This window comes from Butyricicoccus intestinisimiae (assembly GCF_018918345.1).
In the GTDB taxonomy this organism is placed as follows: Bacteria; Bacillota; Clostridia; order Oscillospirales; family Butyricicoccaceae; genus Butyricicoccus_A; species Butyricicoccus_A intestinisimiae.
Map to the genome: position 1 here is coordinate 96,904 of NZ_JAHLQI010000002.1, position 25,294 is coordinate 122,197.

Consider the following 25,294-nt stretch of genomic DNA (forward strand, 5'->3'; position numbering starts at 1 on the left):
AAAGATTTTATATACTATAGAAAAGGAGTTGATGGCATGTATTTTCCTGTATCCTCTCTGCTGATCGAGTATTTGATTCTGACCATTGTGCAGACGCAGGATTCGTATGGCTACGAAATCAGTCAGACAATCAAGCTCGCCGCAGACATCAAAGAATCCACGCTGTATCCGATTCTCAAAAAGCTGGAGAAATCCGGTTATCTCACCACCTATTCCCAGCTGCATCAGGGACGCAAACGCAAGTATTATTCGATTACCGCGCTTGGAAAACAGCAAATCCAACAGTTACATGAGGAATGGGTGTCTTATCGGGACACCATTGAAGGCATCATTGAAGGGAGGCTTCGCAAATGACCAAACAGGTATATCTTGACCAGCTGCGCAAATACTTGAAAAAGCTGCCAGCTGAGGACTATGCAGACGCGATGGAGTATTTCACGGAATATTTTGAAGAAGCAGACGAAGAACAATCACAGCAGCTCATGCATGAGCTGGGCACACCCAAGGAGGCAGCTCGTGAACTGATTCAAAATCTGCTGGACAAAAAAATCACGGAGCAGGCAGACGGTACCGCTCCCAAAAAGAAATCTCATATTTTTTGGATTGCATTTCTGGCCATTTGCGCCGCACCCATCGGCATCCCGTTATTGATCGCCGTTTTGCTCGTCTTATTGGCACTTTTGATATGTGCCGCAGCCATCGTATTTGCGGTAGGATGCTGTGCCGCAGCCTTCTTCCTTGTCGGCGGCAAATTGGTGATCCGCGGACTGCTCGCCATTCCCTATTCCCTGTCCGGTGCCGGTATGATTGCCGGAAGCGGCCTGCTCACTCTCGGTCTCAGCATTCTTGCCGTTGTGCTCGGTATCTATCTGTGCAAGTGGTGCTGTATGTTGTTCGCTAAGCTCGCCCGTTGGATTTCGCAGAAAAGGAGACGATAACTCATGAAAACTTGGCTGAAAACAACATTGATTACCGGTGTTTTGTGCTGTGCGGTCGGCGCGGTGCTCACTGCCGCCGGTATGCTCACCGGCGGAAAGCAATATGTACAAGCTGCGGACATCAACACCCTGCGCGGCGATGCCCGCAAAACCGACAGCGATTCACTCGCTGTGCTGAACAAACAAAAAATATCCGGCGTACAGGCATTGGATCTTGCGCTGGATAATCTGGATTTGAAAATCGTACCGTCTGCTGATGACTCTTGTTATCTGTCCTATCGCATTGCGGCGACCGGCGGCGAAGCGCCGCTGACGTACACGGTGCAGGACGGCACGCTGCATCTCAAGGAAAATGACGCCGTGCAGCCGCAGGTGCATATTGACGTGGATTTCCTGACGGATTTTCTCACGCTCGGCAGGCTTCCGGAAGATGATGATAACGCACAAACCGTGATTTTATCCGTTCCGAAATCTCAGCTCAAGCAGTTAGACATCCGTTCTTCCTATGGTGATATCTCGATGCGCGGCATCTCGGCGGCGCGCGGCTCGATTCGCTGTGACAACGGAGATATTTCGCTGAACAACTGCCAGCTGTCCCAGTTAACGCTCAACAATGATTACGGCGACATCTCGATGCGCGGCATCTCGGCAGCGCGCGGCTCGATTCGCTGTGAAAACGGAGATATTTCGCTGAAAAACTGCCGACTGTCCCAGTTAACGCTCAACAATGATTACGGTGACATTGATTTGGAGCGGTGCACGCTGGACACCGCCGCCGTCCAGCTGTCCAACGGCGGTTTTGACGCACGGGAGACGGCATTTTCCGGTGAAAACAGCATCACAAGCAGCTACGGGGACGTTTCGGTTTCCGACACCTTGGCGAACCTGCAGGCGCTGACCATACAGGCGAGCACCGCATACGGAGAGATTTCCGTTCCGGACGGACTGCGGTCGCAAATTCGGCAGACCACGGACGATGAGCTGACGGACTACTGCCACAGCGGCACGGGCGGCTCTCTGCGCGTGCAGGCGGACAACGGAGACATTGAACTTTCCGATGACTGAACCAAAAAATCCACCGATTCTATACAGAACCGGTGGATTTTCTTTACTTGTTGTCCGATTCCCATACAAACGTAATCTGATAGCCGTCCAGATTGGCAACCTTGTTCAGCATATGTTCGATGCGCAGCTCGGTGCTCTCCTTTGCTTTTTCCCAAAATTCCTTGTTCTTTTTCAGCTTTTTCTTTTGCTTCTCGGATAATTCCTTTTGAAATGCCGAGAAATCCTTCAAATTAGAGCTGGTAAACACAGAATTTTTCACATCGTAATACTGAAAGGCGTCATAATCCGGCGTATCCGTCAGAATCTCCAACGGCGGAACGGTTACCTGAATGGTTTTTTTCACATCGTCCGTGGCAATCTCAATCTGATCCGCGTGAATGCCGACGCCCAAGCTGCCGCCGTATGTAAAGATTGCTCTATCCGTTGCGAACGGAATGTCAATATTGGTCTTGAACAGCTTCTTTCCCTTCTCATACGTTCCCGCATCCGTGTAGTAATATTCATACGCAATCAGTTTGTCCGTTCCCTTCATCGCACTCATCAAGGTCTGCGAATTTACGGTTATGGTGCCATCGTCCTGTACAACCACGCTGGAAGAAGTCTCCTCCTTCTCCTCCGCCTTGGTCAGCTGCCGGTTCCAATAGATATGTTGTCCCACGATAACAGCTGCTGCCAAAGCGATGACAACAACATATCCCCAAAATTTTTTGCTCTTTTTCTTGTCTATCGTCGTCAGTTCGTTCATTGTTCTCTCCCCTGTTCACCGATTGATATAGCTAGTATACCATCCACTATATCCTTTTGCAACTCGTTGCCCGCAACAAAAAGAGGCCACCGTGCGGTGACCTCTTTTTTCTATGCAAGCATCTTACTTGAGATGCACAGTGTTGATGTCAACCAGCTCGCAGGACTGGATGCGGGTATCGCCTTCCAGGCAGCGCAGCAGTGCCGACGCCGTATCAATGGCGGTCAGGCACGGAATTGCGTGCTCAACGGTGGAGCGGCGAATCTTAACCGAGCCAAGCTCTGGATGACGACCCTTGACAGAGGTTGCGATGACATAATCAATGTCACCGGACTCAATCAGATCAATCATGTTCGGGGACGGCTCGTCTACATTGCGCACCGAGTTGGTCGCTACCATGTGGCGGTTGAGGACGTTTGCCGTGCCGCTGGTTGCGTACAGGTCAAAGCCCAGCTCCGCAAAGCGCTCGGCAATGTTGATGATTTCCTGCTTATCCGCATCACGGACAGAAATCAGAACCTTGCCCTTCTTCTTCATCTGGTAGCCTGCGCCCATCATGCCCTTGAGCAGTGCTTCACGGAACGAGGTGGATACGCCCAGAACCTCACCGGTGGACTTCATCTCCGGTCCAAGCTGGGTATCCAGATCACGCAGCTTCTGGAACGAGAATACCGGAACCTTTACAGCGTAATGGTCGCCTTCCGGATACAGACCGGTACCCCAGCCCATGTCCTTCAGCTTTTCGCCGAACATGCAGCGAGTAGCCAGATCTACCATCGGTACGCCGGTAATCTTGGAAATATACGGGATGGTACGAGAAGAACGCGGGTTTACCTCAATGACATATACTTCGTCGTTGTACAGAACGAACTGGATGTTAACCAGACCGATAACTGCCAGTTCCTTTGCCAGCTTCTTGGTGTAGTCAATGATGGTTTGCTTGTGCTTGTCCTCAATCGTGATAGACGGATAAACCGAAATCGAGTCACCGGAATGGATGCCTGCGCGCTCCAGATGCTCCATGATGCCCGGAATCAGGATGTCCTCGCCGTCGCAAATGGCGTCAACTTCGATTTCTCGACCCATCAGGTACTTGTCGACCAGTACCGGATTTTCAATCTTGGTACGGGTGATGACGCGCATATACTCGCGGATGTCCGCTTCCTTATAGGCGATTTCCATGCCCTGACCGCCCAATACATAAGACGGACGAACCAGTACCGGATAGCCCAGACGATCCGCAACCTTAACAGCTTCTTCCTCGGTAAATACCGTGTCGCCCTTTGCGCGCGGAATGCCGGTCTTGTTCAGGATGACGTCAAACTTTTCTCTGTCCTCGGCAGCGTCAATGCTCCATGCCGGTGTGCCCAGAATCGGCACGCCTAGAGATTCTACGTGCTCTGCCAGATTGATGGCGGTCTGACCGCCGAACTGTACAATGGCAGCGTCCGGCTTCTCTGCGTTGACGATGCCGGTGATGTCCTCCGGTGTCAGCGGCTCGAAATACAGACGGTCTGCGGTGTCAAAGTCGGTGGATACGGTCTCCGGATTGTTATTTACGATGATGGTCTCGCAGCCTAGCTCCTGCAGTGCCCATACGGAATGTACGGAGCAGTAGTCGAACTCGATGCCCTGACCGATACGAATCGGACCGGAGCCCAGAACCATAATCTTCTTCTTGCCGGAGGCCGGCTTGACCTCGGTTTCCTCGTCATAGGTGGAGTAGTAGTACGGGGTCTCTGCCTCGAACTCTGCCGCACAGGTATCTACCGTCTTGTATACCGGCAGACGAGACAGCTCACCGACCGGCTTGCCGTGCAGGCGCTCGATGACCTTATCCGTGAAGCCGAACTTCTTTGCTGCCAGATACAGCTCCGGTGTCAGCTCCTCGGCGTTCTCCAGTGCGTGCTCCATGTCGATGATGCGCATAAAGCCGTTGAGGAACCACTCGTCAATCTTGGTGATGTCGTGAACCTCGTCCACGGTTAGGATGCCGCGGCGGAACGCCTCACAGATGGAGAAGATGCGCTCGAAATCGCAGGTCTTTACCTTTTCGATAATTTCTGCGTCGCTCAGCTTGGCAATCAGCGGCATATACAGCGAATCTACCTTCATTTCGATGGAGCGGACAGCCTTCATCATGCCGCCCTCGAAGCTGTTGGAAATCGCCATAACCTCGCCGGTCGCCTTCATCTGGGTGCCCAGCGTCTTATCTGCGTATACGAATTTATCAAACGGCCAGCGCGGGAACTTGACAACGCAGTAGTCCAGCGTCGGCTCGAAGCAAGCTGCGGTCTTGCCGGTAACGGCGTTGGTCAGCTCGTCCAGACCGTAGCCTACCGCAATCTTTGCCGCAATCTTTGCAATCGGATAGCCGGTTGCCTTGGATGCCAGTGCGGAGGAACGCGATACACGCGGGTTTACCTCGATAACGGCATACTCAAAGGAATCCGGATGCAAAGCGAACTGTACGTTACAGCCGCCCTCAATGCCCAGCTCGGTGATGATCTTGAGCGCAGAAGTACGCAGCATCTGATACTCGTGGTCACACAGCGTCTGGCTCGGTGCAACAACGACGGAGTCGCCGGTGTGTACGCCGACCGGATCAATATTTTCCATGTTACAAACCGTGATGACATTGCCCTTGCCGTCACGCATTACTTCGTACTCGACTTCCTTCCAGCCTGCAATGCACTTCTCGACCAGAATTTCATCTACACGAGAGTACATGATACCGGACGCTGCGATTTCACGCAGTTCGTCCCAAGTATACGCGATGCCGCCGCCGGTGCCGCCGAGGGTGTATGCCGGACGAATGATAACCGGCAGACCGATTTCTTCGGTAAATGCAACGGCGTCCTCTACGGTGTGTACCACCTTGGAGGCGATAATCGGCTCATGGATTTTCTCCATGGTGTCCTTAAACATCTGACGGTCTTCCGCCTTATCAATGGTGGTCGGGTTTGCGCCGAGCAGCTTGACGCCGTACTCGTCGAGGAATCCGCTTGCCACCAGATCCATGGCGATGTTCAGACCGGTCTGACCGCCCAGTGTCGGCAGAATGGAGTCCGGACGCTCTTTCTTGATGATTTCTTCTACACACGGAATGGTCATCGGCTCGATGTAAACCTTATCCGCCATGGCCTTGTCGGTCATAATCGTAGCCGGATTGGAGTTTACCAGAATAACCTCCAAACCTTCTTCGCGCAGCGCACGGCATGCCTGCGTGCCTGCGTAGTCGAACTCAGCTGCCTGACCGATGACGATCGGGCCGGAGCCCAGTACCATTACCTTATGAATATCTTTGCGCAGCGGCATTACTGAGCGCCTCCTTTCTTCTCATCCATGAGTGCGATAAACTGATCGAACAGATATGCCGTGTCCTCCGGACCCGGCTTGACCTCCGGATGATACTGAACGGTGAAGATCGGCGCATGTAGATGCTCGATGCCTTCACAGGTATTGTCGTTGATGTTGATGTGGCTGACGCGGGCAATGTCCGGATTGACGGTCTCGCCCAGCACAGCGTAGCCATGGTTCTGGCTGGTGATATAGGTGCGGTCGTGTGCCAGATCCTTGACCGGATGGTTGACACCGCGGTGGCCAAAGGTCATCTTCTTGGTCTGTGCACCGATGGACAGTGCCAGCAGCTGATGTCCCAGACAGATGCCAAAGATCGGCATACCGGACTTGATGAGCACCTTCAGGTTCTCGATGATTTCGGTGTTTTCCTGCGGGTCGCCAGGGCCGTTGGACAGCATGATGCCGTCATAGCCGCCGTTCAGGATGTCCTCCGGCTTGGTGTATGCCGGCAGAACCGTCACTTCACAGCCGCGCGCACACAGCTCGCGGCGAATGTTGCGCTTGACGCCGAAATCCAGCAGAGCCACGCGATGCTTCTGGGTCTCTGCGGTGGTCGGGTAAACCTTCGGCTCGGAAATGGTAACCGTCTTGACCGCATTGGTCACCTTATATGCCTTCATCTCGGCAATCTGCTGCTTGGTCGGCTCGTAGCCCTCAGAGTACAGAATGCCGTTCATGACGCCGCTGTTTCTCAGGATGCGGGTCAGGCGGCGGGTGTCAATGCCTGCCAGACCGACGATGCCCTCACTCTTGAGGTACTCGTCCAGCGAGCGGTCACAGCGCCAGTTGGACGGATATGCACATGCTTCGCGCATGATAAAGCCGGAAACCCAGCACTTGCGCGACTCAAAGTCCTCTGCGTTGAGACCATAGTTGCCGATGAGCGGATAGGTCATGCAGACAGACTGTCCGTAATAGGACGGGTCGGTCAGGACTTCCTGATAGCCCGCCATGCCGGTATTGAATACGATTTCCGCAATAGATGCGCCCTCTGCACCGACGCTGACGCCTTCAAACAGCGTGCCGTCAGCCAGCAGGAGATAGGCCTTCTTCAAGTTCCAAACACTCCTCTTCTATTCAAACGATGTTGTTTTTACTATCTATATCAAAAAATTTTGACTTACTTGATTGCACTTACGATGTCATCACGCATACGGATGGCTTCCTTGCGTGCTGCTTCCTGATAGTCCAGATCGCACTTCTTCCAAGCGCACATGATGCCGCGGGAAGAATTGACAATTGCGCCCAGACCGTCGTCATTGAATGCATTGGCGATGTCCTTGGCGGTTGCGCCCTGTGCGCCGTAGCCCGGTACCAGGAAATAGCTGTGCGGGATAATCTGACGGATGATCTTCTGCTCTTCCGGATAGGTTGCGCCGACAACGGCACCGACCTGCGAATAGCCGCATTCTGTCATCAGACCTTCGCCCCACTCAGCAACCTTCTCTGCCATGCGAACGTACAGCGGCTGGTCACCCATCAGCTTGTTCTGGAACTCACCAGAGGACTTGTTCGAGGTCTTAACCAGCACATAGATGCCGCGGTCACGTGCTTCGCACTCATTGAGGAACGGGGTGATGCCGTCGGTGCCCAGATAGGCGTTTACGGTGCAGGAATCGCAGTTATACACCGGCAGGCTCTCGCCGCACACGTCGCTCTCTCCCAGATAAGCCTGTGCGTAGGCGGTAGCGGTTGCGCCGATGTCGTTGCGCTTGATGTCCGCAATGACATACATGCCCTTTTCGTGCGCATACGCGATGGTATCGCGCAGAACAACCGCGCCATCCGGACCCAGCAGCTCATAGTATGCGGCCTGCGGCTTGATTGCCGGCACAATGTCGTGCAGGGCGTCAATCAGACCCTTGTTGAACTCCATCATGCTGGCGGCAGCAGCCTTGAGCGTCTTGCCGTACTGTGCGGTGTACTTCTCGGTGATATACGCCGGAATGTACTCCAGACGCGCATCCAGACCGGCAACGGTCGGATTGTTTTTCTCACGGATCTTGCGAACCAGTGTATTTACAGACATGACTCTTTTTCCTCCTGTGTTCGTATCTAATCATTCAACGGATTGTGCGCCGGTCACAATGACCACGCTGTCTTTTCCGTCATATTCCTTTACATACACCCGTACCAGCTCGGTGCGGGAGGTCGGCAGGTTTTTGCCGACAAAATCCGGACGAATCGGCAGCTCCCGATGTCCGCGGTCGATGAGCGCCGCCAGCTGAATGCGCTGGGCGCGCCCCATGTGCAGCACCACCTCCATTGCCGCGCGAACCGTGCGTCCGGTGGACAGCACGTCATCGACAATGAGCACGGTTTTTTGGGAAATATCGTCGATTTGCGGCAGCTGACAAGCAATCGGATCCTCGGGGTGGTCGTCCCGAAAGCCGGTGATGTCCAGCGAGACCACCTGCGGCCGCGTTCCCTCCACCTCTGCAATTTTATCTGCCATGCGCTCCGCCAGATACACGCCGCGCGTGCGGATGCCGGCGAGCACCAGATCGGTGGCGCCGTGATTGCGCTCAATCACCTCATAGGAAATGCGGTTGATCGCGCGCCGCATGGCGCCCTCATCCATAATTTCGGCTTTTTTCTGCTCCATCGCTGCCCTTCCTTCTGTCGAACAACAAAAAACGGCTTCTCGCACCTGTGGCGGGAAACCGAAAATTTACAGAGCGAGTGCGGGTATAGTTACCGTGTGCTCTCAATCAACTTTATCCGAACGCCTTGCTGCACTCACGGGAGCAGCTTAAAGGTGCAAAATATCTGGTATTTATTATATACCTTCTTTAAATTTTTGTAAACCGGATTCTTCACCAAACTTCCCGTCGGAATGCACAGGATGGTACTTTTTTTCTATAAAATTTTGTTCATGTGTCAAAACTTGTTCAAAAACAAGTTTTTCCAGCGGTTTCCCGCATATTTCCGCGGATTTTCGGGCAAACTTCCGACAAATCGCGAGGAAAGGTGGTCGTATCAAATGAACGCTGAACTGTTTGCCATGGGTGTCGTTGCAGGACTTGCCGGCGCGGCCGCGGCGGCTGTCGCCGTCAGCTGCTGCCCTGCCAAGGCGGATTGGGGGCGCTCGGTGTCCCGCACCGCGCACCACACAGCCGGCATGGTCAGCCGCGCCGCGCACGAGGCGGCGAACACCGTAGACCGCATGGTCGACTGACGCACACACGCAAAGAGGCGGCAAACCATTGCCGCCTCTGTTTATGCACCTTTGAGAATGCGCTGAAACATCTCGTCCAGCTCATCGACGATAATATCCACTGCCATTTCATTGCTGTTTTCCAGCCAGAGATTGACGCAGCCCATGACGCCGCTCGACATAAAGCGGCTGTGATACTTTCTGCTGCGCTCGCTCTCGTTGACCTCCAGCTCGCTGCGCGCGTTGTCGATGTTTTCCTCCACGACAGCCATGACCTTGTTTTGCAGTCCGCTGTTGGAGCTGCTGCGGAAAAACGTGCGGAACAAAAACTTCTGGCTCAGCACGTAGTCAAACACCTTTTTGAGCATCGGGCGCAGCGAAAACTCCGCCTGCTCCGGCTGAAATTCCGCGATTGCCTCCTTGAGCTCCTCAACCAGCTCGTCTTCAATCTGGTTGCGCAGGTCATAGGTATCGGTGTAGTGGAAATAGAACGTGCCGCGGTTGAGGTCTGCACGGTCTGTGATTTCCTTTACCGTGATGTCCTTAAACTCTTTCTCGTTCATGATTTCCGCCAGCGCCTGACGCAGCAGCCGTTTGGTTCTGCGGATTCTGCGGTCTTCCTTCTGTGCTGCCATTTTTCCGTCCTCCCATAGCGTTTGGTTTCTTTGCAGATACTATATAAATGTATTATACTATACAGCATGTCCTAAATCAACACCAATTTTCGCTTGCATTCGCGGGCGCGCTGTGCTATCATAAGATAGCACGCAGGTATAGTTCACCGGTAGAACGGCAGCTTCCCAAGCTGCATAAGCGGGTTCGACTCCCGTTACCTGCTCCATACAAAAAAGCCTTGAAAGTCACGAAAAACGTGCTTTCAAGGCTTTTTATATACTTTTAACCGTGTGAATTTTCAAGCTGTGTCAATTTCCGTCAGTTGTTGCGAAAAACAGAAGGAAGCAGAGAAGGAAGGAAAACGGTTTATTTTCCGTACACTTGCTCCATTTCCTCCATGCTCGCCATTGCCGCGCCCATCTTTCCGATAGTCAAAGCGGCGTAGTCCGCAGAGAAGTTCAAAAATTCCATCAACTCCTGTTCGCTGATGGTATCCAAATTATCAGCACCATAGCCAGCCCGCGCAAGCTGAAACAGGAAGGAACCGGCAAATGAATCACCTGCGCCGGTCGTATCCACGACTTTTTCGACTTTTCGCGCCGGAGTTTGGGCAGAAGTCGTGCGTGTATATACGCTGGAGCCGTTTGCGCCCTTGGTCAGAATGACCATGCGGCACTTACCTTGCATCAGCTGATGCACTGCTTCCAATTCGCTGCGGCAGCCCGTGACAAATTCTACTTCATCATCAGACAGCTTGATGATATCCGCCATCGGCAAAAATTCCCGAATGGTTTTCTGACATGCTTCGGCAGAATCCCACAGCGGAAGCCGTACATTGGGATCAAAGCTGACAAGTAAGTTTTTCTCTTGTGCCAGCTGAATGAGCTTTTCGTGTGCTTTCTTCACTGGCCAGTCTACCAAATCAACCGAACAAAAATGGACAATGGCGGTGTCTTCCAGCATATCCGATGTAATCTGCTCTGGAGAGAGGAACAGATCCGCACTCGGATTGCGGAAAAAGGAAAATTCCCGATTTCCGGCGGCATCCAGAGAGACAAATGCCAGACCGGTATTCGCTTTTTTTGTGTGAAAGACATGAGAGGTATCTACGCCATTGCCGGCCAGCACATCACAAATATGTTCGCCAAACGCATCCTCTCCGACCTGAGAGATCATGGCACCGCGTCCGCCGAGACGGCTGACCGCTGTGACGACATTGGCAGGAGCACCGCCTGCTACACGCTCAAAATGGGTGACTTCTTTGAGTGCGCAGCCCTTTTGCTGCGGTACAAAATCAATGAGCAATTCGCCAATCGCTGTGACTTTTTTCATATTTGCTTCCTCCCGTTATGCCTGCGCCCAGTGAAATGTCATCGGCTGAAGGGTATCGCTTCGCACTTCTCCCTCGCCGTGCAGGGTAATTGTTCTGTTTTTCTGTTCCTCACCCTGCGGATAAAAGCGCGTCGTCATGGTCTGTTCGCCGCCATTGACAAACAGCTCTAACGAGGAGGTGTCCATCAAAAGATGCAGGGTGTCCAATTTCTGTGTCTGGATATATCGTTTGGTTCTGCCATATCCCGCCTGCTCGCTGAGCGTCAGAGACAGCAACCCCTGTGACCATTCTATCACAGCACTGTTTCCAATGGCAATGTGCAGATGTTCGCCTGTATTGCGAATGCGCAGTTCAGCCATGGCACCAGTATTGATTGCCGCAGTTCCCTGCATCGTTTGCCGCTTGCTGTCCGTCCGCAGCTGCTGTAATTCTTCGATCGGCTGTGCTGTCAGTCGTTCGCCATTCCAATGCAGCGCACGCGGCACACTCATACCGTGCTGCCAGCCGCTCCAATCTGCCGTCGGATTGGTATAGTCGGCATCCGGCATACCCATCCAGCCGAGCAAAATCCGGCGGCCATCCGGTGCCTCAAAGGTCTGCGGTGCATAGAAATCAAAACCGGCATCCAATTCCTGATAATCGCCTAAGGTGTATTCGGAACGAAAATCGCCATACAGCGGGAAGTATCCGCAGGAGTACACATTTTGATACTGATACTTCTCGTGCGCAATGCCTTGTGGAGAGGTCATGACAATCCATTGTCCATCGACACAGAACACATCCGGGCATTCCCACATAAATCCGAACGGCTGTGGGGTCTGAATCGTATTCAAGTGCTTCCAGTGCAGTCTATCCTCGGAGGTGAATACGAGAATTTCACCGACATCCTGTCTGGTGCGTGCACCGAGCACCATGTAATACGCGCCGTCCTGTTTCCACACCTTCGGATCCCGCACATGACAGCTGAGATTTTGCGGGTAATCCTTATTTTCCAAAATACAACGATTGCTGTCTGCCGTGATGCCATCACGCGTAACTGCCAAGCCGACATTGTGTCCGCGTCCCTCATAGATATAATCATAATTGCCGGGATGCTTGACATTGCCGGTGTAGTACAGATACAAACCGTCTTTTTCTGCCAGTCCGGAACCGGAATACACACCGTTTTTGTCCCAGGCATCGGTCGGATACAAAAAGACCGGATGCTGTGTCCAAGAGAGCAGATCCGGGCTGCTCCAATGTCCCCAGAAAATCTGTCCTCTGTGGGCATCCAACGGGCTGTACTGATAAAAGACATGATATTCGCCCTGATACCAACACAGACCATTCGGGTCATTCATCCAGCCGGAAGGAGGCATCAAATGAAAACCGAAACGATAGGGATCCTTCGCTCTCTGTGCACCCGCTTCTGCCTCTGCCTTGAGAATATTCTGCTTGAGTTTCTCTCGCTTTGTCTGCATATGATTGCCTCCTAAATCATGGATTGAAATTATTTTTTCACTGTCAGCAGGGTTTCTCCTGCTTTTGTCTGCTTGCCAATGTGTGTCAAAACGTCCGCATAGTCATCGGCATTGGTCACGATGACCGGCGTAATCGTTTTAAAGCCTTCTGCCTGAATGGCTGCCATATCAAATTCCATCAGCAAATCGCCAGCCTTGACGTGCTGTCCTTCCGTGCAGTGCGGGGTATAATGCTTGCCATTCAGCTGAACCGTATCAATACCGATGTGAATGAGCATTTCTACGCCATTTTCACCAGTCAAACCAACAGCATGACCCATCAGCGTTTCCACAGTGGCATCAAACGGTGCATATACTTTCCCTTCGCTCGGTTCAATTGCCGCGCCCTTGCCAAGAACCTCTGCGGCAAATGTGTCATCGCCAGTATCTGTCAAGCTGACTGCCTTGCCCTGCATCGGAGACAGAATATTCAGCTCGCCCTGTGCTTCCTTCGGTTCTGTGAATACCGGTGCTGTTTCCGGTGCACCGTTTGCCGTCTGCGGTGCGTTTTTATAGCCAAACATCCAAGACAGTGCAAACGCTACGCCTGCGGAGATCGCAAACATCAGAATGTACTTGACCGGTGCATTGAGGCACAGCAGGATACCAAAAATACCTGTCACGCCGGTGCCGGTGGCACCCAGAGAAGTAATGGATGCGAACATCGCGCCGCAGCCGCCGCCGATGCATGCGCACACGAACGGGCGGAAGAATCGCAGATTGACACCGAAGATTGCCGGTTCTGTAATGCCCATAAATGCAGACAGAGAGGACGGCAGCGCCATTGCCTTGAGCTTCTGATCGCGGGTTTTCAGGGCAACAGCCAGTGCAGCTGCGCCCTGTGCGATATTCGCAGAGGATGCCAGCGGCAGCCAGTAGGTACAACCAAATTCCTTAATCTGTCCGAGGTCGATAATGGTATACATGTGATGAATACCTGTGACAACCGTCGGGGCGTACAGCGCACCCATAACCAGAGAACCAACGCCAAACGGCAGAGAAATCAACGTCTGAATGCCGTTAATAATGCTGCTCTCCACAATATTGAATGCCGGTCCGATCATGGTCATGGTCAGAAAACCGGTCACAAAGACGGATACCAGCGGGGTGACAAACAGATCCAGCATTGCCGGCACACGCTTGTGCAGCCACTTTTCAATATTCGCCATAACAAATACAGCGATGATAACCGAAATGACATGTCCCTGATAGCCAACAAGCGGTACTTTCCATAGTCCAAATACGTCTAGGTATTCGTTCACGCCGCCCGTCATCGTCCATGCATTCTGTAAATTCGGATGCACCATAATCATACCGATGACGCCGCCGAGGAACGGATTGCCACCAAATACCTTTGCACCGGAGAAGCCAATCAGTACCGGCAGGAACACATAGGCTGTGTTCGAGAACATATTGGCCAGCACGAACAGCGAGCTTTCATTGGACATATGGATATAGCCGTTGTTAATCAGGAAGTTCAGCGATTCCATAATGCCCATCAAGAAACCGGAGGCTACAATGGCCGGAATAATCGGCACAAAAATATCACCCAGTGTCTTGATAAACCGCTGAAACGGATTGGCTTTGCTGGCTGCTGCCTGCTTGACCTTCTCCTTCGATGCCGCCGTGATGCCTGCCATCGCAATGAATTCATCGTATACTTTGTTTACAACGCCTGTGCCAAAGATAATTTGCAGCTGACCGGATGCCTCAAAAACACCCTTCACGCCCTCTGCGTCCTCTAACGCTTCTTTGTTTACCTTGCTGTTGTCTGCGATGACCAGCCGCAAGCGTGTTGCGCAGTGTGCCGCGGACACAATGTTGTCTTTGCCGCCGATATACTGTATCGTCTCGGCTGCCGCTTTTTTGTAATCCATCAAGCGAACCTCCATTCATCCTATCTCTTTGTGAAACTACTGTGAAACCCATATGAAATGTTTCATCTTTCTGTTACACAGTATATCAGATTTTCAAGCGGTTGATTTCACAAAAATTTCATATTTTTTCGTGCACATTGCCCAAATGCTTTTCGAATTGTGCGATTTCCTCCCTATTTTGTCGGTCTGCTTTGTTCTTTTGGTGCAATTTTGGTAAACTTCTATGTGAAACTTTGTTTCACATAGGCGTAAAACAAAAGACATCCCTCTGTACAGAGAGAATGCCTTTCTGTCTCAGCAGGTTTCCTGTTCAATGACTTCAAAACCCATTTTTAATTTTTTCTTCATATCAATGCCGCTCTCTATCATCTTGACCAGCATATCTGCGCCCTCCATGCCGGTGGATTTGTAAAACAGATGGGCAGTTGTGAGATTTGGCTCCACAATTTCTGTCATGCGCGAGTGTCCGATACCGGTAATCCCGATGTCTTCCGGAATACGCTTGCCAATCCCCTTCAAATACTGCATAGCACCGATGGCAATGGTATCTGTGGCGCACACAATGCCGTCAATCTCCGGCGCTTGTTCCAACAGCTTTTGTGCGGCATCATAGCCGGATTCCAGTGTAAATTCCGAATACGTCACACGGCGTTCCTGCACTTCCATCTGATTTCGCTGCAACGTATCCAAATAGCCATGCATACGGGAATCTCCGGCGGCGCGATCTTCAGAAGTGACCATAATTGCACCAATATTCTGATGTCCCGCCTGAATCAATCGTTCTGTCATCGCAACGGAAGCACCGTAATCGTCATGGAACACACAGGAAAACCCTTCCACCTCTTGTGATACAATGACAATCGGCATCTGCAGAGATTGCAGCAAGCGAATATGCTCATCGGTCAAAATCGTGGCACTAAAGATCACACCAGCCAATTCATCCTGCTGAAACGATTTCAGATATTTCAGCTCTTTTTCCACACTATTTTCCGTATTGGCAAGCAGCATCCGATACCCCGCTCGATTGAGCACCTGTGAAATGCCTGCAACCATACGCGAAATACTCTCGGAACTGATTTTCGGAATGACAATACCAACGGTCGGACTTTTTCCCGGCATCGTCTGCTGAGAAGCGCGGTTGGGCACATATCCGGTCTGTTCCACAACTTTGCGGATTTTTTCCTTTTTCTCCTCGCTGACATATCCATGATTGAAATACCGCGACACGCACGCCTTGGACACATTCGCGAGCTGCGCAATTTCTGTAATCGTCATACCAATCCCTCCGTTCTATGCTAGTTCAAAAAACCGCCGAACCCTTGCGGAAACGGTGGTTTTGCTTTTGCAATTGTGCAGAAATAATAATGAAATTATCTCTTGGAGAACTGCGGAGCGCGACGTGCAGCCTTGAGGCCGTACTCACCTGGCCTTGATCCGAAAAGTCCAGTATTCATGCGGGTTTTCCTCTCTCAGTAAACCCACGAAATCGCGAAATTTTTGGTGTAGTTTAACGCAGCCCGAATGCAGCATTTACAACGCTGCTTAATTTCTCAGGTTTATTATACTTGACTTTCGCATAGATGTCCATAGTCGTTTTGCTGTTCTCATGGCCTGCCAGATACTGCACCGTCTTAGCAGCGTTCCTTGGTGGTACGGGTTATGATATACTGCCATAATCTCTTGAACTGTGTAATTGTCCCTGTCTGGCTTTAGCACCGCCGCCGGTTGCAATCCGACATTTTTGCTTCTGCGAAACCGCTATCGCCCCGATGGACTTCATGGCGTGCAGTCGAAGACTCGACCAAACAGGAATGTACCTGAAGAATGAGTATTCAGTTTTCAAGGGACATCCGATTTCGCGTTGGCCTCGTAGGCGCACTTTGGTTGTTCTTGCAGGACGTTGATTGCTCTTGCACCATTCATAATTTTGCTCATTGTCTGTTTGGAGACTCCAATTTCTTCTGCCAGATCAACATGCTTTTTGTTTTCCTTTTTCAGTTCAGCCTGAATGTTGTTTGCAATTATCATATTTACGTCCAGCATATAATTGCCTCCTGTTCTTGCACTTATATTATTGTTCATCTTCCCACCCCATTTCCCAACTCGTCCAAAAGCGAATCCTGCGGAAGCGAGGCAAACACATCATTCTCGACCGCACAGCATAAAGAGTCTGTATTTCGTTTCAGTACATCCGATGCAGAAACAGCAGAAACCTGATATTTGGTAAAGCGTCCCTCGTAGCCGCTGCCATCCGGGTATTCGTAAAACTCCATGTTCCACGAATAGGGGTTGCGGTCGGCGGCTTTCAGGGCAGTGGTGGCTTTCATGGCGGCAATATCCTTTGCGGTGAACTCTCTTTTTCCGCTTTTGCGGCAGAACCACTGCATGGGCTTTGTCATCATGGCTTTTGCATAGTAATCCGTCAGCCTGTCCACCTCCGGGCGCTGCGGCATGGAAAGAACGAACGCGCCAGTCATGGCACAGTTGACCAGATTCATTTTGAAGCGGTCGGCCTTTTCAAACTCCGGCAGCCTGCGGATGATCTGCCGGTATTGTGGCTTTGCCTTTTTCGTGATGGCTTTTGCAGTGTCTGCATCATAGCCCAGCACCGCGGTCAGCTGCTTTTGAAAGGAACCGGCAAACAGCGCCCACATCCCAAAGGGCATTCCAGCGTATTTCATTGCAGATACCTCCCGACTTCCGCTTCCAGTGTCTGCCATACCGGGTAGACTGCGCCATGTTCATCGAAAAATTTCTTAAGATCCCGGTTCAGCGCACTCATTTCGTCGATGGCGTTCATGGCATGGTCGGAGGCGCAGAGCTTGCCCAGCGAGGTGGCACACATCAGCTTGAAAAAGCGCAGGCAGGTCTTGCGGTATTTCTCCCCTTCAAAGTCTGCATCCGCCTTGGGCAGAATGGTGTGTCCGGCATCTCGGATGGCGCGGTATCCCTCGATGTTGGCATCCAGCACACGGTTCAGGTACGCGGTATCTCCCCTGAGCTTTTTCAGGTCGCCGTCTGTCTTATAGCAGGCGAAGGCCGCAGGCATCACAAACGCGGCATGGCAGAGCAGATAGTCCTCCATGTTCGGCTCGTAAACGACCTTATATTTTGTGCCGCGGAAGATGCGCCTGATCAGCTGTTTATTGGAGATTGCACCCGGCAGCTGTCCGATGGTGATCTTTTTCAGGTCGATGGAGACCACCCGTTCAACCTCCCGATGCCCCGCAGAAAGCGCAAAGGCAAACAGGACGTTCTTCCCCGGCAGCGCCGCCGCCAGCGCCCTCGCCTGCACATTGTTCCCCACAAAAACGATGTTCTTCGTCCGGTTCACCCGCAGCGTGTCCAGAACGGAATCCAGCTGTGTATAGCGCAGGACCACAAAGATCACATCGTACATTGCATCCGGTGCAAGTTCAGTCACCACCGGAATGCGGCTGACCGAGGTGCGGAGCGAAAATTTGTCCTTGATCCGCAGGCCGTTCTGCTTAATCTCCGCAGCCCAGTTTCCCCGCGCAAGCAGAGTGACATCCTTTCCGGCGCGCAGCAGATTTCTTGCCAGATTGCACCCCAGAACGCCTGCACCATATACCAGAATTTTCATAGCTTGCCTCCAAATCCGATCTTCACGATCTGCATTTTCATCCCGTTGTCCCCGACCTTGGCGAGAAATCGGAAAAAGCCGCTGACGGAAGGGTCTTTCAGATCGTTGTAGCCCAGCATATAGCCCCTGCTGGATACTTGCAAACGGCTGTCCCATGGGGAAAGCTCGCTTTTCGCATCCGAAACCGCGAAATATGCTCCCACATCCTTGATTTTCGCCGTCCTGAACCACGTTTTGGCGATCATCTTCACCGCCGTACGGTTGGCAGCATCAAAGACCAGCACGCCGCAGGGGAAAGCGTCCGCCATCCCCTGCACCAGTTCCCGAACCTGTGCCGTCAGAAAGTAATAGAACACCCCGGAGGCAAAGAACACTGCCCCGCCGGAGGCATCGATCTTGTCAAACCATGCGGGGTCTTTCAGGTCGCAGGGGATGTTTTGCTCCCGCTCCCCGGCGGGCAGAAGCTGCTGCCGCAAGGCGATCACATCCGGGAAGTCCAGATTGTAGATTTTACAGCTGCCGTTGTCGCAGGCTTTGCCGGTGTTATCCAACCCGCAGCCCAGATTGACCACTGCCGCGCAGGGGTGGTTTTTCAGGTACGCCTGCACTTCAAAGGCAAGGTCATTCTGCCGCATGGCGACCTCCAGCGCACCGAAACGCTGCATCAGGCTGCGGGAATTTTTCTCTGCCTCTGAAAAGTCGTAGTCGATCTGGTCGATCAGACGCACCGCCGTTTCGTCCCGGTAAAGGTTCGGATACAACTCCGTACACAGCTTCCGTGAATACAGTGGGAGGATCAACGTCTCCTGCACGGTGTTTTTCTCGATTTTGTATTTCATAGGTTTCTCCCTCAGTGAGTAAAAATAGTCATCATTGCCGCCAGCACCGCCGGGCTGTAAAGATGCACCATCCCAACAGCCCCTTTGCAGATGCCCGCAGCGCAGATCAGAACCAGCAGAACTCCCAACCCAAGACCTTCCAGAATCACCTGTAAGAGCATTTCCTGTTCCTCCTGTATCCGTTTTCGTCCCGGTATTCGGGATGCTCCCTTCCGTATGGGTCCTGATCGCCGCAGATGGTGTAGTCGCACTTACAGCCATTCGCGCAGGTGGTCGTCCGCACCAGCCTTGCGTGAAGCAGCTCCATCGCTGCAAAATCCACATTGCACAGGGCGGGCATGATCTCTGTAAGGCCGTTTCTGATAGCAAATTCCGCTGCGGGACAGGCGGTAAATTCATAATAGATCGGCTTGTTCTTTTCGTAAGGAGCCACCGTCATTTCATAATCGTGCCACTTGTCACAGCCCGCTTTTGCCCGTAGAAACGCCATGTGCATCAGTTTTTTCCAGAACGGCTTATTACAGTTCACGAATTTCAGTTTGCGGAAGGACGGCAGGATCAGATTTTCCTCAATTTTCTCGATCTCTCGGAACGATATGACTGCCTTGCCTCGTTCTGCGTGGAGTTGTATTCCGTTCCCGGCTCGTCCGGGTTAAGGCCGTTGTAAGCCACGAGCACCGGGGCGTTCTGAAATTCGCAGCCTTTTATTTTCCCACGCCCTTCAAGCATCCGCTCTTTGCTTTTTCTTCGGTATCATCGGATTCATCATAGGCATCGTAAAGCGCATTGAGGTCGTGGGCTCTTTTTTTGAAAGGCGAGCACAGCTCATTTTTGTGCGCAAAGGCAAACTCCATGTTGTCCGTCCAGCCGGTGTGGCCGGTAATAAACAGCGGATGCAGTCCGCGTTTTTTCAGCTTTTTCTCCAGCAGTGCCAGAGACTTCACTGCCAGCTTGTTATCCTCTGCCAGCGCAGAAATAAAGCTGTAGCCGCCGTCCGCGCCGAACCAGATAGTATCGCCGGTAAAGAGATATTTCCCGTCCACAAGGTATACCATGTGCCCCCATGTATGACCGGGAACGAGAAAGCACTCGATTCTGATCCCGTCGATGTCGATGACCTCATCGTCGTGCAGCAGCACTTTTTCATTGTTGATCGTCACCTGCGGCAGCTTGTAAAGGTGGTAAATGACCCTGCGGCGCACCTCGCCGGTCAGATAGCGGTTCTCGATCTCGCCAATATACAGCGCAGCATCCCGAAACTGTCCCGGACTGTCCGCCTCCACCGCACCTACATGATCGGTGTCCTGATGAGTGATGAGGATGTGCCGGATGGAATGCGGGTCGATACCAAGCCAGCTCATTTTCTCCGCCAGACGGTCATAGTTGTATCCGGCATCAATCATAATGGTGGTATCGCCCTTGCGGTAGAAGAAGATATTTGCCACCCACTCTCGCACACAAGCGACATTTTCATCGATCCAGCCGGTGTTCAAAGGCTTAAAGATCTCCTTGCCCCGGTACATCCGGCTCATTGCTTTTCTTTGAAATTCCGTTGCTTTTTTCGACATGATCGCACCTCATTTCTGTGCTGTGACGCACAGCCAGCCCTTTTTATTTTTGTGACTCTGAACCCTGCCAAAGCCTGCTTGCTCCAGATACACTTTTAGATCAGCATCCGTATAGATGGTCATACCGTTAATGATTTGCGTCCATTTGTCGTCTTTTGCTGTTTCGCCGTTTGCTTCGTTACAGATGAAAAAAGTCCCGCCGGGCTTCAGCACCCGATAGACCTCTCCGAAATTTTGCGCAAGCTCCGGCCAGAAATAGACCGTTTCAAATGCGGTCACTACATCAAACTGCTCCGCTTCAAACGGCAACTCTGCTACACTTGCCTGCTGCACAGTACACTGCCCTGCTGCAATGGCACCTGCATTGACCTTTCGCGTTTTTTCTACACTGACTGCCGAATAGTCGATGCCCTGCACCTTGCCCTTGGGACACAGCTTCAGCAGCGTTTTGATGTTCGCTCCACCGCCGCAGCCGCAGTCCAGCACCATGGCATCCGGGGCAGGCTGCAAAAAATGCAATCCCCACGCTGCCATTGCGCTGTGCCCAAAGTTCATCATAGCAACCATGATCTTCCCGCTAAAGCCTACGGGCTTGCGGGTGTTTTCAAAGAAGGACATATCACACCTCCGATTTCACACATTCCGTATAGGTCAGCGGAAAAGAGGCCTTTAGAACAACACTTTTTCGCACTGTCCAATCATTCTGTTGCAGAAATTTTAGGTATTCTTCACTCGTCCACTTGCTGTGGAGAGGAAAGCCTGCCAGATTCATGAAAAAGGCTTTGACCTTGCCGGGAAATGAGTTTTCTGCGTGCGTAAAGGTAGGCGCGATCAGCACACCGTCATCCTTCAGCACCCGTTTGATCTCTCGCAGTGATTTTTCTGGCTGAGGCACAACGTGCAGTGCGTTTGATACGATTACCACATCGAATGATTTGCTCGCGTATGGCAAAGAAAACATATCCTGCACGGAAAAACGCAGCTTCGCAGAGTAATTCCCCCGTTTGGCCTCTGTAATCATTTTTGGAGAGGCATCCGTCGCCTCGATGTGTACCGCTGCTTTTACGATGTGCTTGGCGATCAGTCCCGTTCCGGTAGCCACCTCCAGCACTGTTTTGTCTTTCACGACCGGACGGATCAGCTCATACATTTTCTCATATACTGCCCTGTCTTTTCGCATAAAGCAGTCATACAGACCTGCATTTCTGTCCCAGAAATTCTTGTGTTCTCGCATTGCTGTCTCTCCTTTTATAGTTAGGCCCGGCTAACTCATGCATTTAGGAAAAGCCGCATTTCTTCGGCCTTTCGGCTTATACAAATAGCTTGCTGCAAGCATCACACATCTGTGTTTTCAGTCACTGAGGATAAAGCCTCTCGATCTACTCCTTATGAAAACAGCCAAAATCTATTTTCACACCATTGCGGTGACTTTTGCCTTCTTATCCATATTATATCGTGCTCACTTCTTTTTTGCAATGGTATAGTATCTCTATTTTGTCATTTCCAAACGCAGAGCACGATTAGATTTTCTTCGCAATCGTAGACAGCTCCGAAATAATGCTCAGAAGATCATTTTTGACTTCCTCTTTGCTTGGCTCGCTGCCCATCAGAAGATAATCCGTGCTGACATGGAGGATGCAGGACAGTTCAATCAGCAAGTCAATGGAGCAGCTGCGCTCTCCGTTCTCCATGTGGCTGACATGCTGCTTGCTTGCCAGTCCTAGGCGAACCGCCAGTTCCTCCTGCGTAATGCCACGGGAAGTGCGAACATCGTGAAGTCTCTTACCAAACTCTTTTGCGTCAAAATACATACGTTTCTCCTTCCGCACAGTCGGTACAGAACCGGACCGACGGAAGGTCAAAAAAGAGCCACATGACGGTAAAGAAAAAAATCCTGTGCCGATAAAACAGAACATGTGTATCCCATTTATGTGTTCGCAGCTTGGTTCCGATCTCCTGCACCAGCTCCAGCATAACACACCAGACTTCAGCGTTATTCTCCAAATCCTGCATGAGCTTTTTCAGGATTCCAAACTGCTTTTTCGTACTGGCAGATACCTAATACTTCCAATGTTCCGGCAAAATTGGAAGATCATCATACCTCCACTTGGCAAACTTTTCATCATAGGCTTCCGGCTGTGCCAGCTCCACCAAATGCCCTACACACCAGCTGACCACATATCCGTTTCCCTCTAAGTAGCCATCCTCACGCTTGGCAGCACCTAACACTTTGGCAATACTCTGTGCAACCGAAGGCTTTTCAGCCAAAACTAATTTCATTTGCATCTGCTCCTTTCGCAAAAAAATTAGCAGCCAGGCACCGAAGCGCATGACTGCTATGTAAGGAACGGTATTCTGTTTTAGGTCTACAAACTGGAAGTTGTTTATCCAAAATGAAATGGAATAACCATATCAAGTAAAACTGCAAGAACTATACTAATCGTTCCCATTAGCGCAGAACTCCTCAATTTGTCTCTCCTCAAAACAATAAGTCCAATAATAAAGACTATCACTTCCAAAACAGATTTTGCATTAAAATACCAGCATCCATATACAAAGCACGTATTGAACAATACTGCCAAAATCAGCGCTGATAGTATAAGTGCCAGTTTGCTTTTCCCCCTTGCATACCAGCAGACAAAAGACAATACTGGAGAAACAGCTGTAAATCCAAGCCAAATCACCGCATAACTTCTTGGAAAAAATCCTGCAATATAGTTTGAATACAAATAGTAACTTGCAACCATACCAATAAAGAATACAAAAACATTAATGCTTGCTCTTATTGCAGAATTGCTATAAATAGAAATGCACAGTGCAATCAATACCCAGATTGCAAAACATCCAAGGAAATTATGAACATCTAATGCTTCATCTATTGCCATAAGCACACTGGGAAGTTCAGCTTGACGAAAATCCAAAAATTTTGAAAAAGTCCCCAAAGCTATTCCAAGGAACAATACAGCTATAGTATTTATAATTTTTCTATTATTGGATATTGGTTTTTCTGCATTCCTGATATCATTCAAAAACTTTATCATAATTACCCTCACAAATCCCGATTTGTATCACTGTTCTTATTCTCTATTTTATCAGATATCGCCTACAGATTCCATAGCTTCATAGCTCAAAACAGCTCATTCACAAACCATTTGGCTATGTAAAAGGGACGGCTGATTTTTCTTGGATGCAGGCTTTACGCCCTTCATCTTGATATAGAGGTAACCTCCGACACCGGCTGCACCGATCACAAACAGATTCATCCATCAACGCAAGCAGATCGGCCTCATCCACCATGTTCAGGAAATACACATTCTGATTGAAATCCGTCATACCTGTTACCTCCTACTCAAATTTGTCTCGCCGGATTTCGGGCGAAAAAAATAGAACCTCGACCCATTCTCGTTTTCAAAGAATGAGCCAAGGCTCTATGTAAATCAGTCAAGTATGTGTTCGTCCGCCGATGGCAAAATTGGACTTCATTTGCTCCCATTGTCCACCAGTAATTTGACCACTATAAACCCATAAATTTCCGTTCAAATTCCATCAAATCCGAACAGTCCAGACAGAATTTCGGGTATAGAAAAAGTCCGAAAAACCTTGATTTTCCGGACTTTTTTAGCATTTTTAAGCTGTAGATTATCTCTTGGAGAACTGCGGAGCGCGACGTGCAGCCTTCAGGCCGTACTTCTTTCTCTCCTTCATTCTCGGGTCACGGGTCAGGAAGCCAGCTGCCTTCAGGATCGGACGATACTCGTCAGAGTTAGCCTGCAGCAGGGCACGGGAGATGCCGTGACGGATTGCACCAGCCTGGCCGGTAAAGCCGCCGCCAGCTACAGTGCAAACGATGTCAAACTTCTCAGTGGTCTTAGTAGCTTCCAGCGGCTGACGAACGATCAGCTTCAGGGTGTCCAGACCGAAGTAGTTGTCGAGGGTACGATTGTTGATGGTGATTTCACCAGTACCGCCCGGAATCAGACGAACTCTTGCAACAGAGGACTTTCTTCTGCCGGTGCCGTAGAAATATGCTTTCTTAGGTGTGTACATGACTTAATTTCCTCCTTGTAAGAATTACTTGCCAGCCCAAACGATCGGCTGCTGTGCTTCGTGGTTGTGCTCCGCGCCTGCGTATACCTTCAGACGGGTTGCAGCCTTGCGGCCGATAGAATTCTTCGGGAGCATACCCTTCACTGCCAGCTCAATTGCCAGCTCCGGACGCTCAGCCATGAGGGTCTTGTACTGGGTTTCCTTCAGGCCGCCAATCCAGCCAGAATGTCTCTGGTAGTACTTCTGAGTCAGCTTGTTGCCGGTCAGGACTGCCTTGGAAGCGTTGATAACGATAACGAAATCGCCGGTATCAACGTGCGGGGTGAACTCTACCTTATGCTTGCCGCGAAGGAGAGCTGCTACAGTAGCTGCGGTACGACCCAGCGGCTTGTTTGCTGCGTCGACGATATACCACTTGCGGTCAATGTTTTCAGCCTTAGCCATATAAGTGGACATGATCTAACCTCCGATTATAATTTTTATCTGAAATGTTTCATTTCCATTCGGTATTGCTCAAATTCCGAACTTTTCCGTCATTCAAGCGCTATATTGTTATACCACATCCAAAAATCAAAGTCAACACATTTTTTGAAAATTTTAATTTTCCATAACGCAATCTCTTGTTTTCTCTTGTTTTCTCCCGT

28 protein-coding genes, 1 tRNA gene and 2 pseudogenes are annotated in these 25,294 nt (G+C 50.9%); 5 read left to right on the forward strand and 26 right to left on the reverse strand.

Annotated elements, in window-relative coordinates; genetic code table 11:
* Nucleotides 1–36: 36 nt before the first annotated feature.
* From KQI75_RS03740 to KQI75_RS03750, 3 genes are read left to right on the forward strand one after another with little or no spacing between them, the layout of a single operon-like run.
* Nucleotides 37–354, forward strand: coding sequence for a PadR family transcriptional regulator (locus KQI75_RS03740; RefSeq protein WP_216469405.1), 318 nt, complete (start codon nt 37–39; stop codon nt 352–354).
* Nucleotides 351–938 carry a DUF1700 domain-containing protein gene (locus KQI75_RS03745; protein WP_216469406.1) on the forward strand — a complete coding sequence of 196 codons (588 nt, stop codon included), beginning with the start codon at nt 351–353 and terminating at the stop codon, nt 936–938. Before KQI75_RS03740 ends, KQI75_RS03745 begins: the two co-directional genes overlap by 4 nt.
* 3 nt (nt 939–941) lie before the next feature.
* Nucleotides 942–2,003, forward strand: a complete 1,062-nt coding sequence (locus tag KQI75_RS03750) for a DUF4097 family beta strand repeat-containing protein (protein ID WP_216469407.1) — start codon at nt 942–944, stop codon at nt 2,001–2,003.
* A 43-nt stretch (nt 2,004–2,046) separates the two neighbouring features.
* On the opposite strand, the gene KQI75_RS03755 is transcribed toward KQI75_RS03750, so the two are convergent.
* The 5 genes from KQI75_RS03755 to pyrR all read right to left on the reverse strand — a co-directional run bounded on the left by KQI75_RS03755 (nt 2,047) and on the right by pyrR (nt 8,716).
* Entirely contained in the window at nt 2,047–2,748 is a 702-nt protein-coding gene (locus KQI75_RS03755) for a DUF4230 domain-containing protein (RefSeq protein ID WP_216469408.1), read from the reverse strand.
* A 123-nt stretch (nt 2,749–2,871) separates the two neighbouring features.
* The gene (gene carB / locus KQI75_RS03760) at nt 2,872–6,066 is read right to left on the reverse strand and encodes a carbamoyl-phosphate synthase large subunit (RefSeq protein WP_216469409.1); all 3,195 of its coding nucleotides are present in this window, start codon (nt 6,064–6,066) and stop codon (nt 2,872–2,874) included.
* Nucleotides 6,066–7,166 (reverse strand): carbamoyl phosphate synthase small subunit, encoded by a 1,101-nt coding sequence (locus KQI75_RS03765; RefSeq protein ID WP_216469410.1) that lies wholly within the window; start codon nt 7,164–7,166, stop codon nt 6,066–6,068. Before KQI75_RS03765 ends, carB begins: the two co-directional genes overlap by 1 nt.
* A 65-nt stretch (nt 7,167–7,231) precedes the next feature.
* Nucleotides 7,232–8,140: an orotidine-5'-phosphate decarboxylase gene (gene pyrF / locus KQI75_RS03770; RefSeq protein WP_216469411.1), complete on the reverse strand. Its 909-nt coding sequence runs from the start codon at nt 8,138–8,140 to the stop codon at nt 7,232–7,234.
* Nucleotides 8,141–8,170: 30 nt separating this feature from the next.
* Complete coding sequence (gene pyrR, locus KQI75_RS03775; protein ID WP_216469412.1) at nt 8,171–8,716, reverse strand: bifunctional pyr operon transcriptional regulator/uracil phosphoribosyltransferase PyrR; 546 nt, start codon at nt 8,714–8,716, stop codon at nt 8,171–8,173.
* A gap of 282 nt (nt 8,717–8,998) precedes the next feature.
* Here pyrR and KQI75_RS03780 point away from each other — a divergent pair, with 282 nt between their 5' ends.
* Nucleotides 8,999–9,289 carry a hypothetical protein gene (locus tag KQI75_RS03780; RefSeq protein ID WP_216469413.1) on the forward strand — a complete coding sequence of 97 codons (291 nt, stop codon included), beginning with the start codon at nt 8,999–9,001 and terminating at the stop codon, nt 9,287–9,289.
* Nucleotides 9,290–9,330: 41 nt separating this feature from the next.
* Here the strand turns inward: KQI75_RS03780 and KQI75_RS03785 are convergent, their stop codons facing one another.
* Nucleotides 9,331–9,903 carry a TetR/AcrR family transcriptional regulator gene (locus KQI75_RS03785; protein WP_216469414.1) on the reverse strand — a complete coding sequence of 191 codons (573 nt, stop codon included), beginning with the start codon at nt 9,901–9,903 and terminating at the stop codon, nt 9,331–9,333.
* A gap of 132 nt (nt 9,904–10,035) precedes the next feature.
* On the opposite strand from KQI75_RS03785, the gene KQI75_RS03790 reads away from it, so the two are divergent.
* A tRNA-Gly gene (locus KQI75_RS03790) sits at nt 10,036–10,109 on the forward strand.
* A gap of 140 nt (nt 10,110–10,249) precedes the next feature.
* Here KQI75_RS03790 and KQI75_RS03795 read toward each other — a convergent pair.
* The 20 genes and pseudogenes from KQI75_RS03795 to rplM form a co-directional block, all read right to left on the reverse strand.
* The gene (locus KQI75_RS03795) at nt 10,250–11,215 is read right to left on the reverse strand and encodes a carbohydrate kinase family protein (protein ID WP_216469415.1); all 966 of its coding nucleotides are present in this window, start codon (nt 11,213–11,215) and stop codon (nt 10,250–10,252) included.
* Between the two features lie 15 nt (nt 11,216–11,230).
* Complete coding sequence (locus KQI75_RS03800; RefSeq protein WP_216469416.1) at nt 11,231–12,676, reverse strand: glycoside hydrolase family 32 protein; 1,446 nt, start codon at nt 12,674–12,676, stop codon at nt 11,231–11,233.
* 29 nt (nt 12,677–12,705) lie between these two features.
* Nucleotides 12,706–14,592: a sucrose-specific PTS transporter subunit IIBC gene (locus KQI75_RS03805; protein ID WP_216469417.1), complete on the reverse strand. Its 1,887-nt coding sequence runs from the start codon at nt 14,590–14,592 to the stop codon at nt 12,706–12,708.
* 294 nt (nt 14,593–14,886) lie between these two features.
* Nucleotides 14,887–15,867 carry a LacI family DNA-binding transcriptional regulator gene (locus KQI75_RS03810; protein ID WP_216469418.1) on the reverse strand — a complete coding sequence of 327 codons (981 nt, stop codon included), beginning with the start codon at nt 15,865–15,867 and terminating at the stop codon, nt 14,887–14,889.
* 232 nt (nt 15,868–16,099) lie between these two features.
* Nucleotides 16,100–16,225 (reverse strand): annotated as a pseudogene (locus KQI75_RS03815) (tyrosine-type recombinase/integrase); the annotation flags it as partial.
* A gap of 206 nt (nt 16,226–16,431) precedes the next feature.
* Nucleotides 16,432–16,635 (reverse strand): helix-turn-helix domain-containing protein, encoded by a 204-nt coding sequence (locus KQI75_RS03820; RefSeq protein ID WP_216469419.1) that lies wholly within the window; start codon nt 16,633–16,635, stop codon nt 16,432–16,434.
* Between the two features lie 35 nt (nt 16,636–16,670).
* Nucleotides 16,671–17,273 (reverse strand): hypothetical protein, encoded by a 603-nt coding sequence (locus KQI75_RS03830; protein ID WP_246566379.1) that lies wholly within the window; start codon nt 17,271–17,273, stop codon nt 16,671–16,673.
* Nucleotides 17,270–18,196: a ketopantoate reductase family protein gene (locus KQI75_RS03835; protein WP_216469420.1), complete on the reverse strand. Its 927-nt coding sequence runs from the start codon at nt 18,194–18,196 to the stop codon at nt 17,270–17,272. The genes KQI75_RS03830 and KQI75_RS03835 overlap by 4 nt, the downstream gene beginning before the upstream one ends.
* Complete coding sequence (locus KQI75_RS03840) at nt 18,193–19,035, reverse strand: class I SAM-dependent methyltransferase (RefSeq protein ID WP_216469421.1); 843 nt, start codon at nt 19,033–19,035, stop codon at nt 18,193–18,195. The genes KQI75_RS03835 and KQI75_RS03840 overlap by 4 nt, the downstream gene beginning before the upstream one ends.
* Nucleotides 19,036–19,046: 11 nt before the next feature.
* A complete protein-coding gene (locus KQI75_RS03845) occupies nt 19,047–19,196 on the reverse strand; it encodes a hypothetical protein (RefSeq protein WP_216469938.1) in 150 nt (49 codons plus the stop codon).
* Nucleotides 19,181–19,525 (reverse strand): L-2-amino-thiazoline-4-carboxylic acid hydrolase, encoded by a 345-nt coding sequence (locus KQI75_RS03850; protein WP_246566381.1) that lies wholly within the window; start codon nt 19,523–19,525, stop codon nt 19,181–19,183. Before KQI75_RS03850 ends, KQI75_RS03845 begins: the two co-directional genes overlap by 16 nt.
* Nucleotides 19,526–19,739: 214 nt before the next feature.
* Nucleotides 19,740–20,603 (reverse strand): MBL fold metallo-hydrolase, encoded by an 864-nt coding sequence (locus KQI75_RS03855; RefSeq protein WP_216469422.1) that lies wholly within the window; start codon nt 20,601–20,603, stop codon nt 19,740–19,742.
* A 9-nt stretch (nt 20,604–20,612) separates the two neighbouring features.
* Nucleotides 20,613–21,221 (reverse strand): class I SAM-dependent methyltransferase, encoded by a 609-nt coding sequence (locus tag KQI75_RS03860; RefSeq protein WP_216469423.1) that lies wholly within the window; start codon nt 21,219–21,221, stop codon nt 20,613–20,615.
* A 1-nt stretch (nt 21,222) separates the two neighbouring features.
* Nucleotides 21,223–21,837, reverse strand: a complete 615-nt coding sequence (locus KQI75_RS03865) for a class I SAM-dependent methyltransferase (protein WP_216469424.1) — start codon at nt 21,835–21,837, stop codon at nt 21,223–21,225.
* A 286-nt stretch (nt 21,838–22,123) separates the two neighbouring features.
* Nucleotides 22,124–22,414: a helix-turn-helix domain-containing protein gene (locus KQI75_RS03870; RefSeq protein WP_216469425.1), complete on the reverse strand. Its 291-nt coding sequence runs from the start codon at nt 22,412–22,414 to the stop codon at nt 22,124–22,126.
* Nucleotides 22,415–22,664: 250 nt separating this feature from the next.
* Nucleotides 22,665–22,883, reverse strand: a pseudogene (locus tag KQI75_RS03875) (toprim domain-containing protein); the annotation flags it as partial.
* 104 nt (nt 22,884–22,987) lie between these two features.
* On the reverse strand, nt 22,988–23,644 hold the full coding sequence (locus KQI75_RS03880; protein ID WP_216469426.1) for a hypothetical protein: 657 nt from the start codon (nt 23,642–23,644) through the stop codon (nt 22,988–22,990).
* 115 nt (nt 23,645–23,759) lie between these two features.
* Nucleotides 23,760–23,936: a CD1107 family mobile element protein gene (locus KQI75_RS03885; RefSeq protein ID WP_246566384.1), complete on the reverse strand. Its 177-nt coding sequence runs from the start codon at nt 23,934–23,936 to the stop codon at nt 23,760–23,762.
* 306 nt (nt 23,937–24,242) lie between these two features.
* On the reverse strand, nt 24,243–24,650 hold the full coding sequence (gene rpsI, locus KQI75_RS03890; protein WP_216469427.1) for a 30S ribosomal protein S9: 408 nt from the start codon (nt 24,648–24,650) through the stop codon (nt 24,243–24,245).
* Nucleotides 24,651–24,674: 24 nt separating this feature from the next.
* A complete protein-coding gene (gene rplM, locus KQI75_RS03895) occupies nt 24,675–25,106 on the reverse strand; it encodes a 50S ribosomal protein L13 (protein WP_216469428.1) in 432 nt (143 codons plus the stop codon).
* Between the last annotated feature and the right edge of the window lie 188 nt (nt 25,107–25,294).

What these genes read in the sequence shown, in the direction of transcription:
- KQI75_RS03740 (WP_216469405.1), top strand. Translation starts at nt 37, where the DNA reads ATGTATTTTCCTGTATCCTCTCTGCTGATCGAGTATTTGATTCTGACC.
- KQI75_RS03745 (WP_216469406.1), top strand. Translation starts at nt 351, where the DNA reads ATGACCAAACAGGTATATCTTGACCAGCTGCGCAAATACTTGAAAAAG.
- KQI75_RS03750 (WP_216469407.1), top strand. Translation starts at nt 942, where the DNA reads ATGAAAACTTGGCTGAAAACAACATTGATTACCGGTGTTTTGTGCTGT.
- KQI75_RS03755 (WP_216469408.1), bottom strand. Translation starts at nt 2,748, where the DNA reads ATGAACGAACTGACGACGATAGACAAGAAAAAGAGCAAAAAATTTTGG.
- carB (WP_216469409.1), bottom strand. Translation starts at nt 6,066, where the DNA reads ATGCCGCTGCGCAAAGATATTCATAAGGTAATGGTACTGGGCTCCGGC.
- pyrF (WP_216469411.1), bottom strand. Translation starts at nt 8,140, where the DNA reads ATGTCTGTAAATACACTGGTTCGCAAGATCCGTGAGAAAAACAATCCG.
- pyrR (WP_216469412.1), bottom strand. Translation starts at nt 8,716, where the DNA reads ATGGAGCAGAAAAAAGCCGAAATTATGGATGAGGGCGCCATGCGGCGC.
- KQI75_RS03785 (WP_216469414.1), bottom strand. Translation starts at nt 9,903, where the DNA reads ATGGCAGCACAGAAGGAAGACCGCAGAATCCGCAGAACCAAACGGCTG.
- KQI75_RS03795 (WP_216469415.1), bottom strand. Translation starts at nt 11,215, where the DNA reads ATGAAAAAAGTCACAGCGATTGGCGAATTGCTCATTGATTTTGTACCG.
- KQI75_RS03800 (WP_216469416.1), bottom strand. Translation starts at nt 12,676, where the DNA reads ATGCAGACAAAGCGAGAGAAACTCAAGCAGAATATTCTCAAGGCAGAG.
- KQI75_RS03805 (WP_216469417.1), bottom strand. Translation starts at nt 14,592, where the DNA reads ATGGATTACAAAAAAGCGGCAGCCGAGACGATACAGTATATCGGCGGC.
- KQI75_RS03810 (WP_216469418.1), bottom strand. Translation starts at nt 15,867, where the DNA reads ATGACGATTACAGAAATTGCGCAGCTCGCGAATGTGTCCAAGGCGTGC.
- KQI75_RS03820 (WP_216469419.1), bottom strand. Translation starts at nt 16,635, where the DNA reads ATGCTGGACGTAAATATGATAATTGCAAACAACATTCAGGCTGAACTG.
- KQI75_RS03830 (WP_246566379.1), bottom strand. Translation starts at nt 17,273, where the DNA reads ATGAAATACGCTGGAATGCCCTTTGGGATGTGGGCGCTGTTTGCCGGT.
- KQI75_RS03835 (WP_216469420.1), bottom strand. Translation starts at nt 18,196, where the DNA reads ATGAAAATTCTGGTATATGGTGCAGGCGTTCTGGGGTGCAATCTGGCA.
- KQI75_RS03840 (WP_216469421.1), bottom strand. Translation starts at nt 19,035, where the DNA reads ATGAAATACAAAATCGAGAAAAACACCGTGCAGGAGACGTTGATCCTC.
- KQI75_RS03845 (WP_216469938.1), bottom strand. Translation starts at nt 19,196, where the DNA reads ATGCTCTTACAGGTGATTCTGGAAGGTCTTGGGTTGGGAGTTCTGCTG.
- KQI75_RS03850 (WP_246566381.1), bottom strand. Translation starts at nt 19,525, where the DNA reads ATGGCGTTTCTACGGGCAAAAGCGGGCTGTGACAAGTGGCACGATTAT.
- KQI75_RS03855 (WP_216469422.1), bottom strand. Translation starts at nt 20,603, where the DNA reads ATGTCGAAAAAAGCAACGGAATTTCAAAGAAAAGCAATGAGCCGGATG.
- KQI75_RS03860 (WP_216469423.1), bottom strand. Translation starts at nt 21,221, where the DNA reads ATGTCCTTCTTTGAAAACACCCGCAAGCCCGTAGGCTTTAGCGGGAAG.
- KQI75_RS03865 (WP_216469424.1), bottom strand. Translation starts at nt 21,837, where the DNA reads ATGCGAGAACACAAGAATTTCTGGGACAGAAATGCAGGTCTGTATGAC.
- KQI75_RS03870 (WP_216469425.1), bottom strand. Translation starts at nt 22,414, where the DNA reads ATGTATTTTGACGCAAAAGAGTTTGGTAAGAGACTTCACGATGTTCGC.
- KQI75_RS03880 (WP_216469426.1), bottom strand. Translation starts at nt 23,644, where the DNA reads ATGATAAAGTTTTTGAATGATATCAGGAATGCAGAAAAACCAATATCC.
- KQI75_RS03885 (WP_246566384.1), bottom strand. Translation starts at nt 23,936, where the DNA reads ATGACGGATTTCAATCAGAATGTGTATTTCCTGAACATGGTGGATGAG.
- rpsI (WP_216469427.1), bottom strand. Translation starts at nt 24,650, where the DNA reads ATGTACACACCTAAGAAAGCATATTTCTACGGCACCGGCAGAAGAAAG.
- rplM (WP_216469428.1), bottom strand. Translation starts at nt 25,106, where the DNA reads ATGTCCACTTATATGGCTAAGGCTGAAAACATTGACCGCAAGTGGTAT.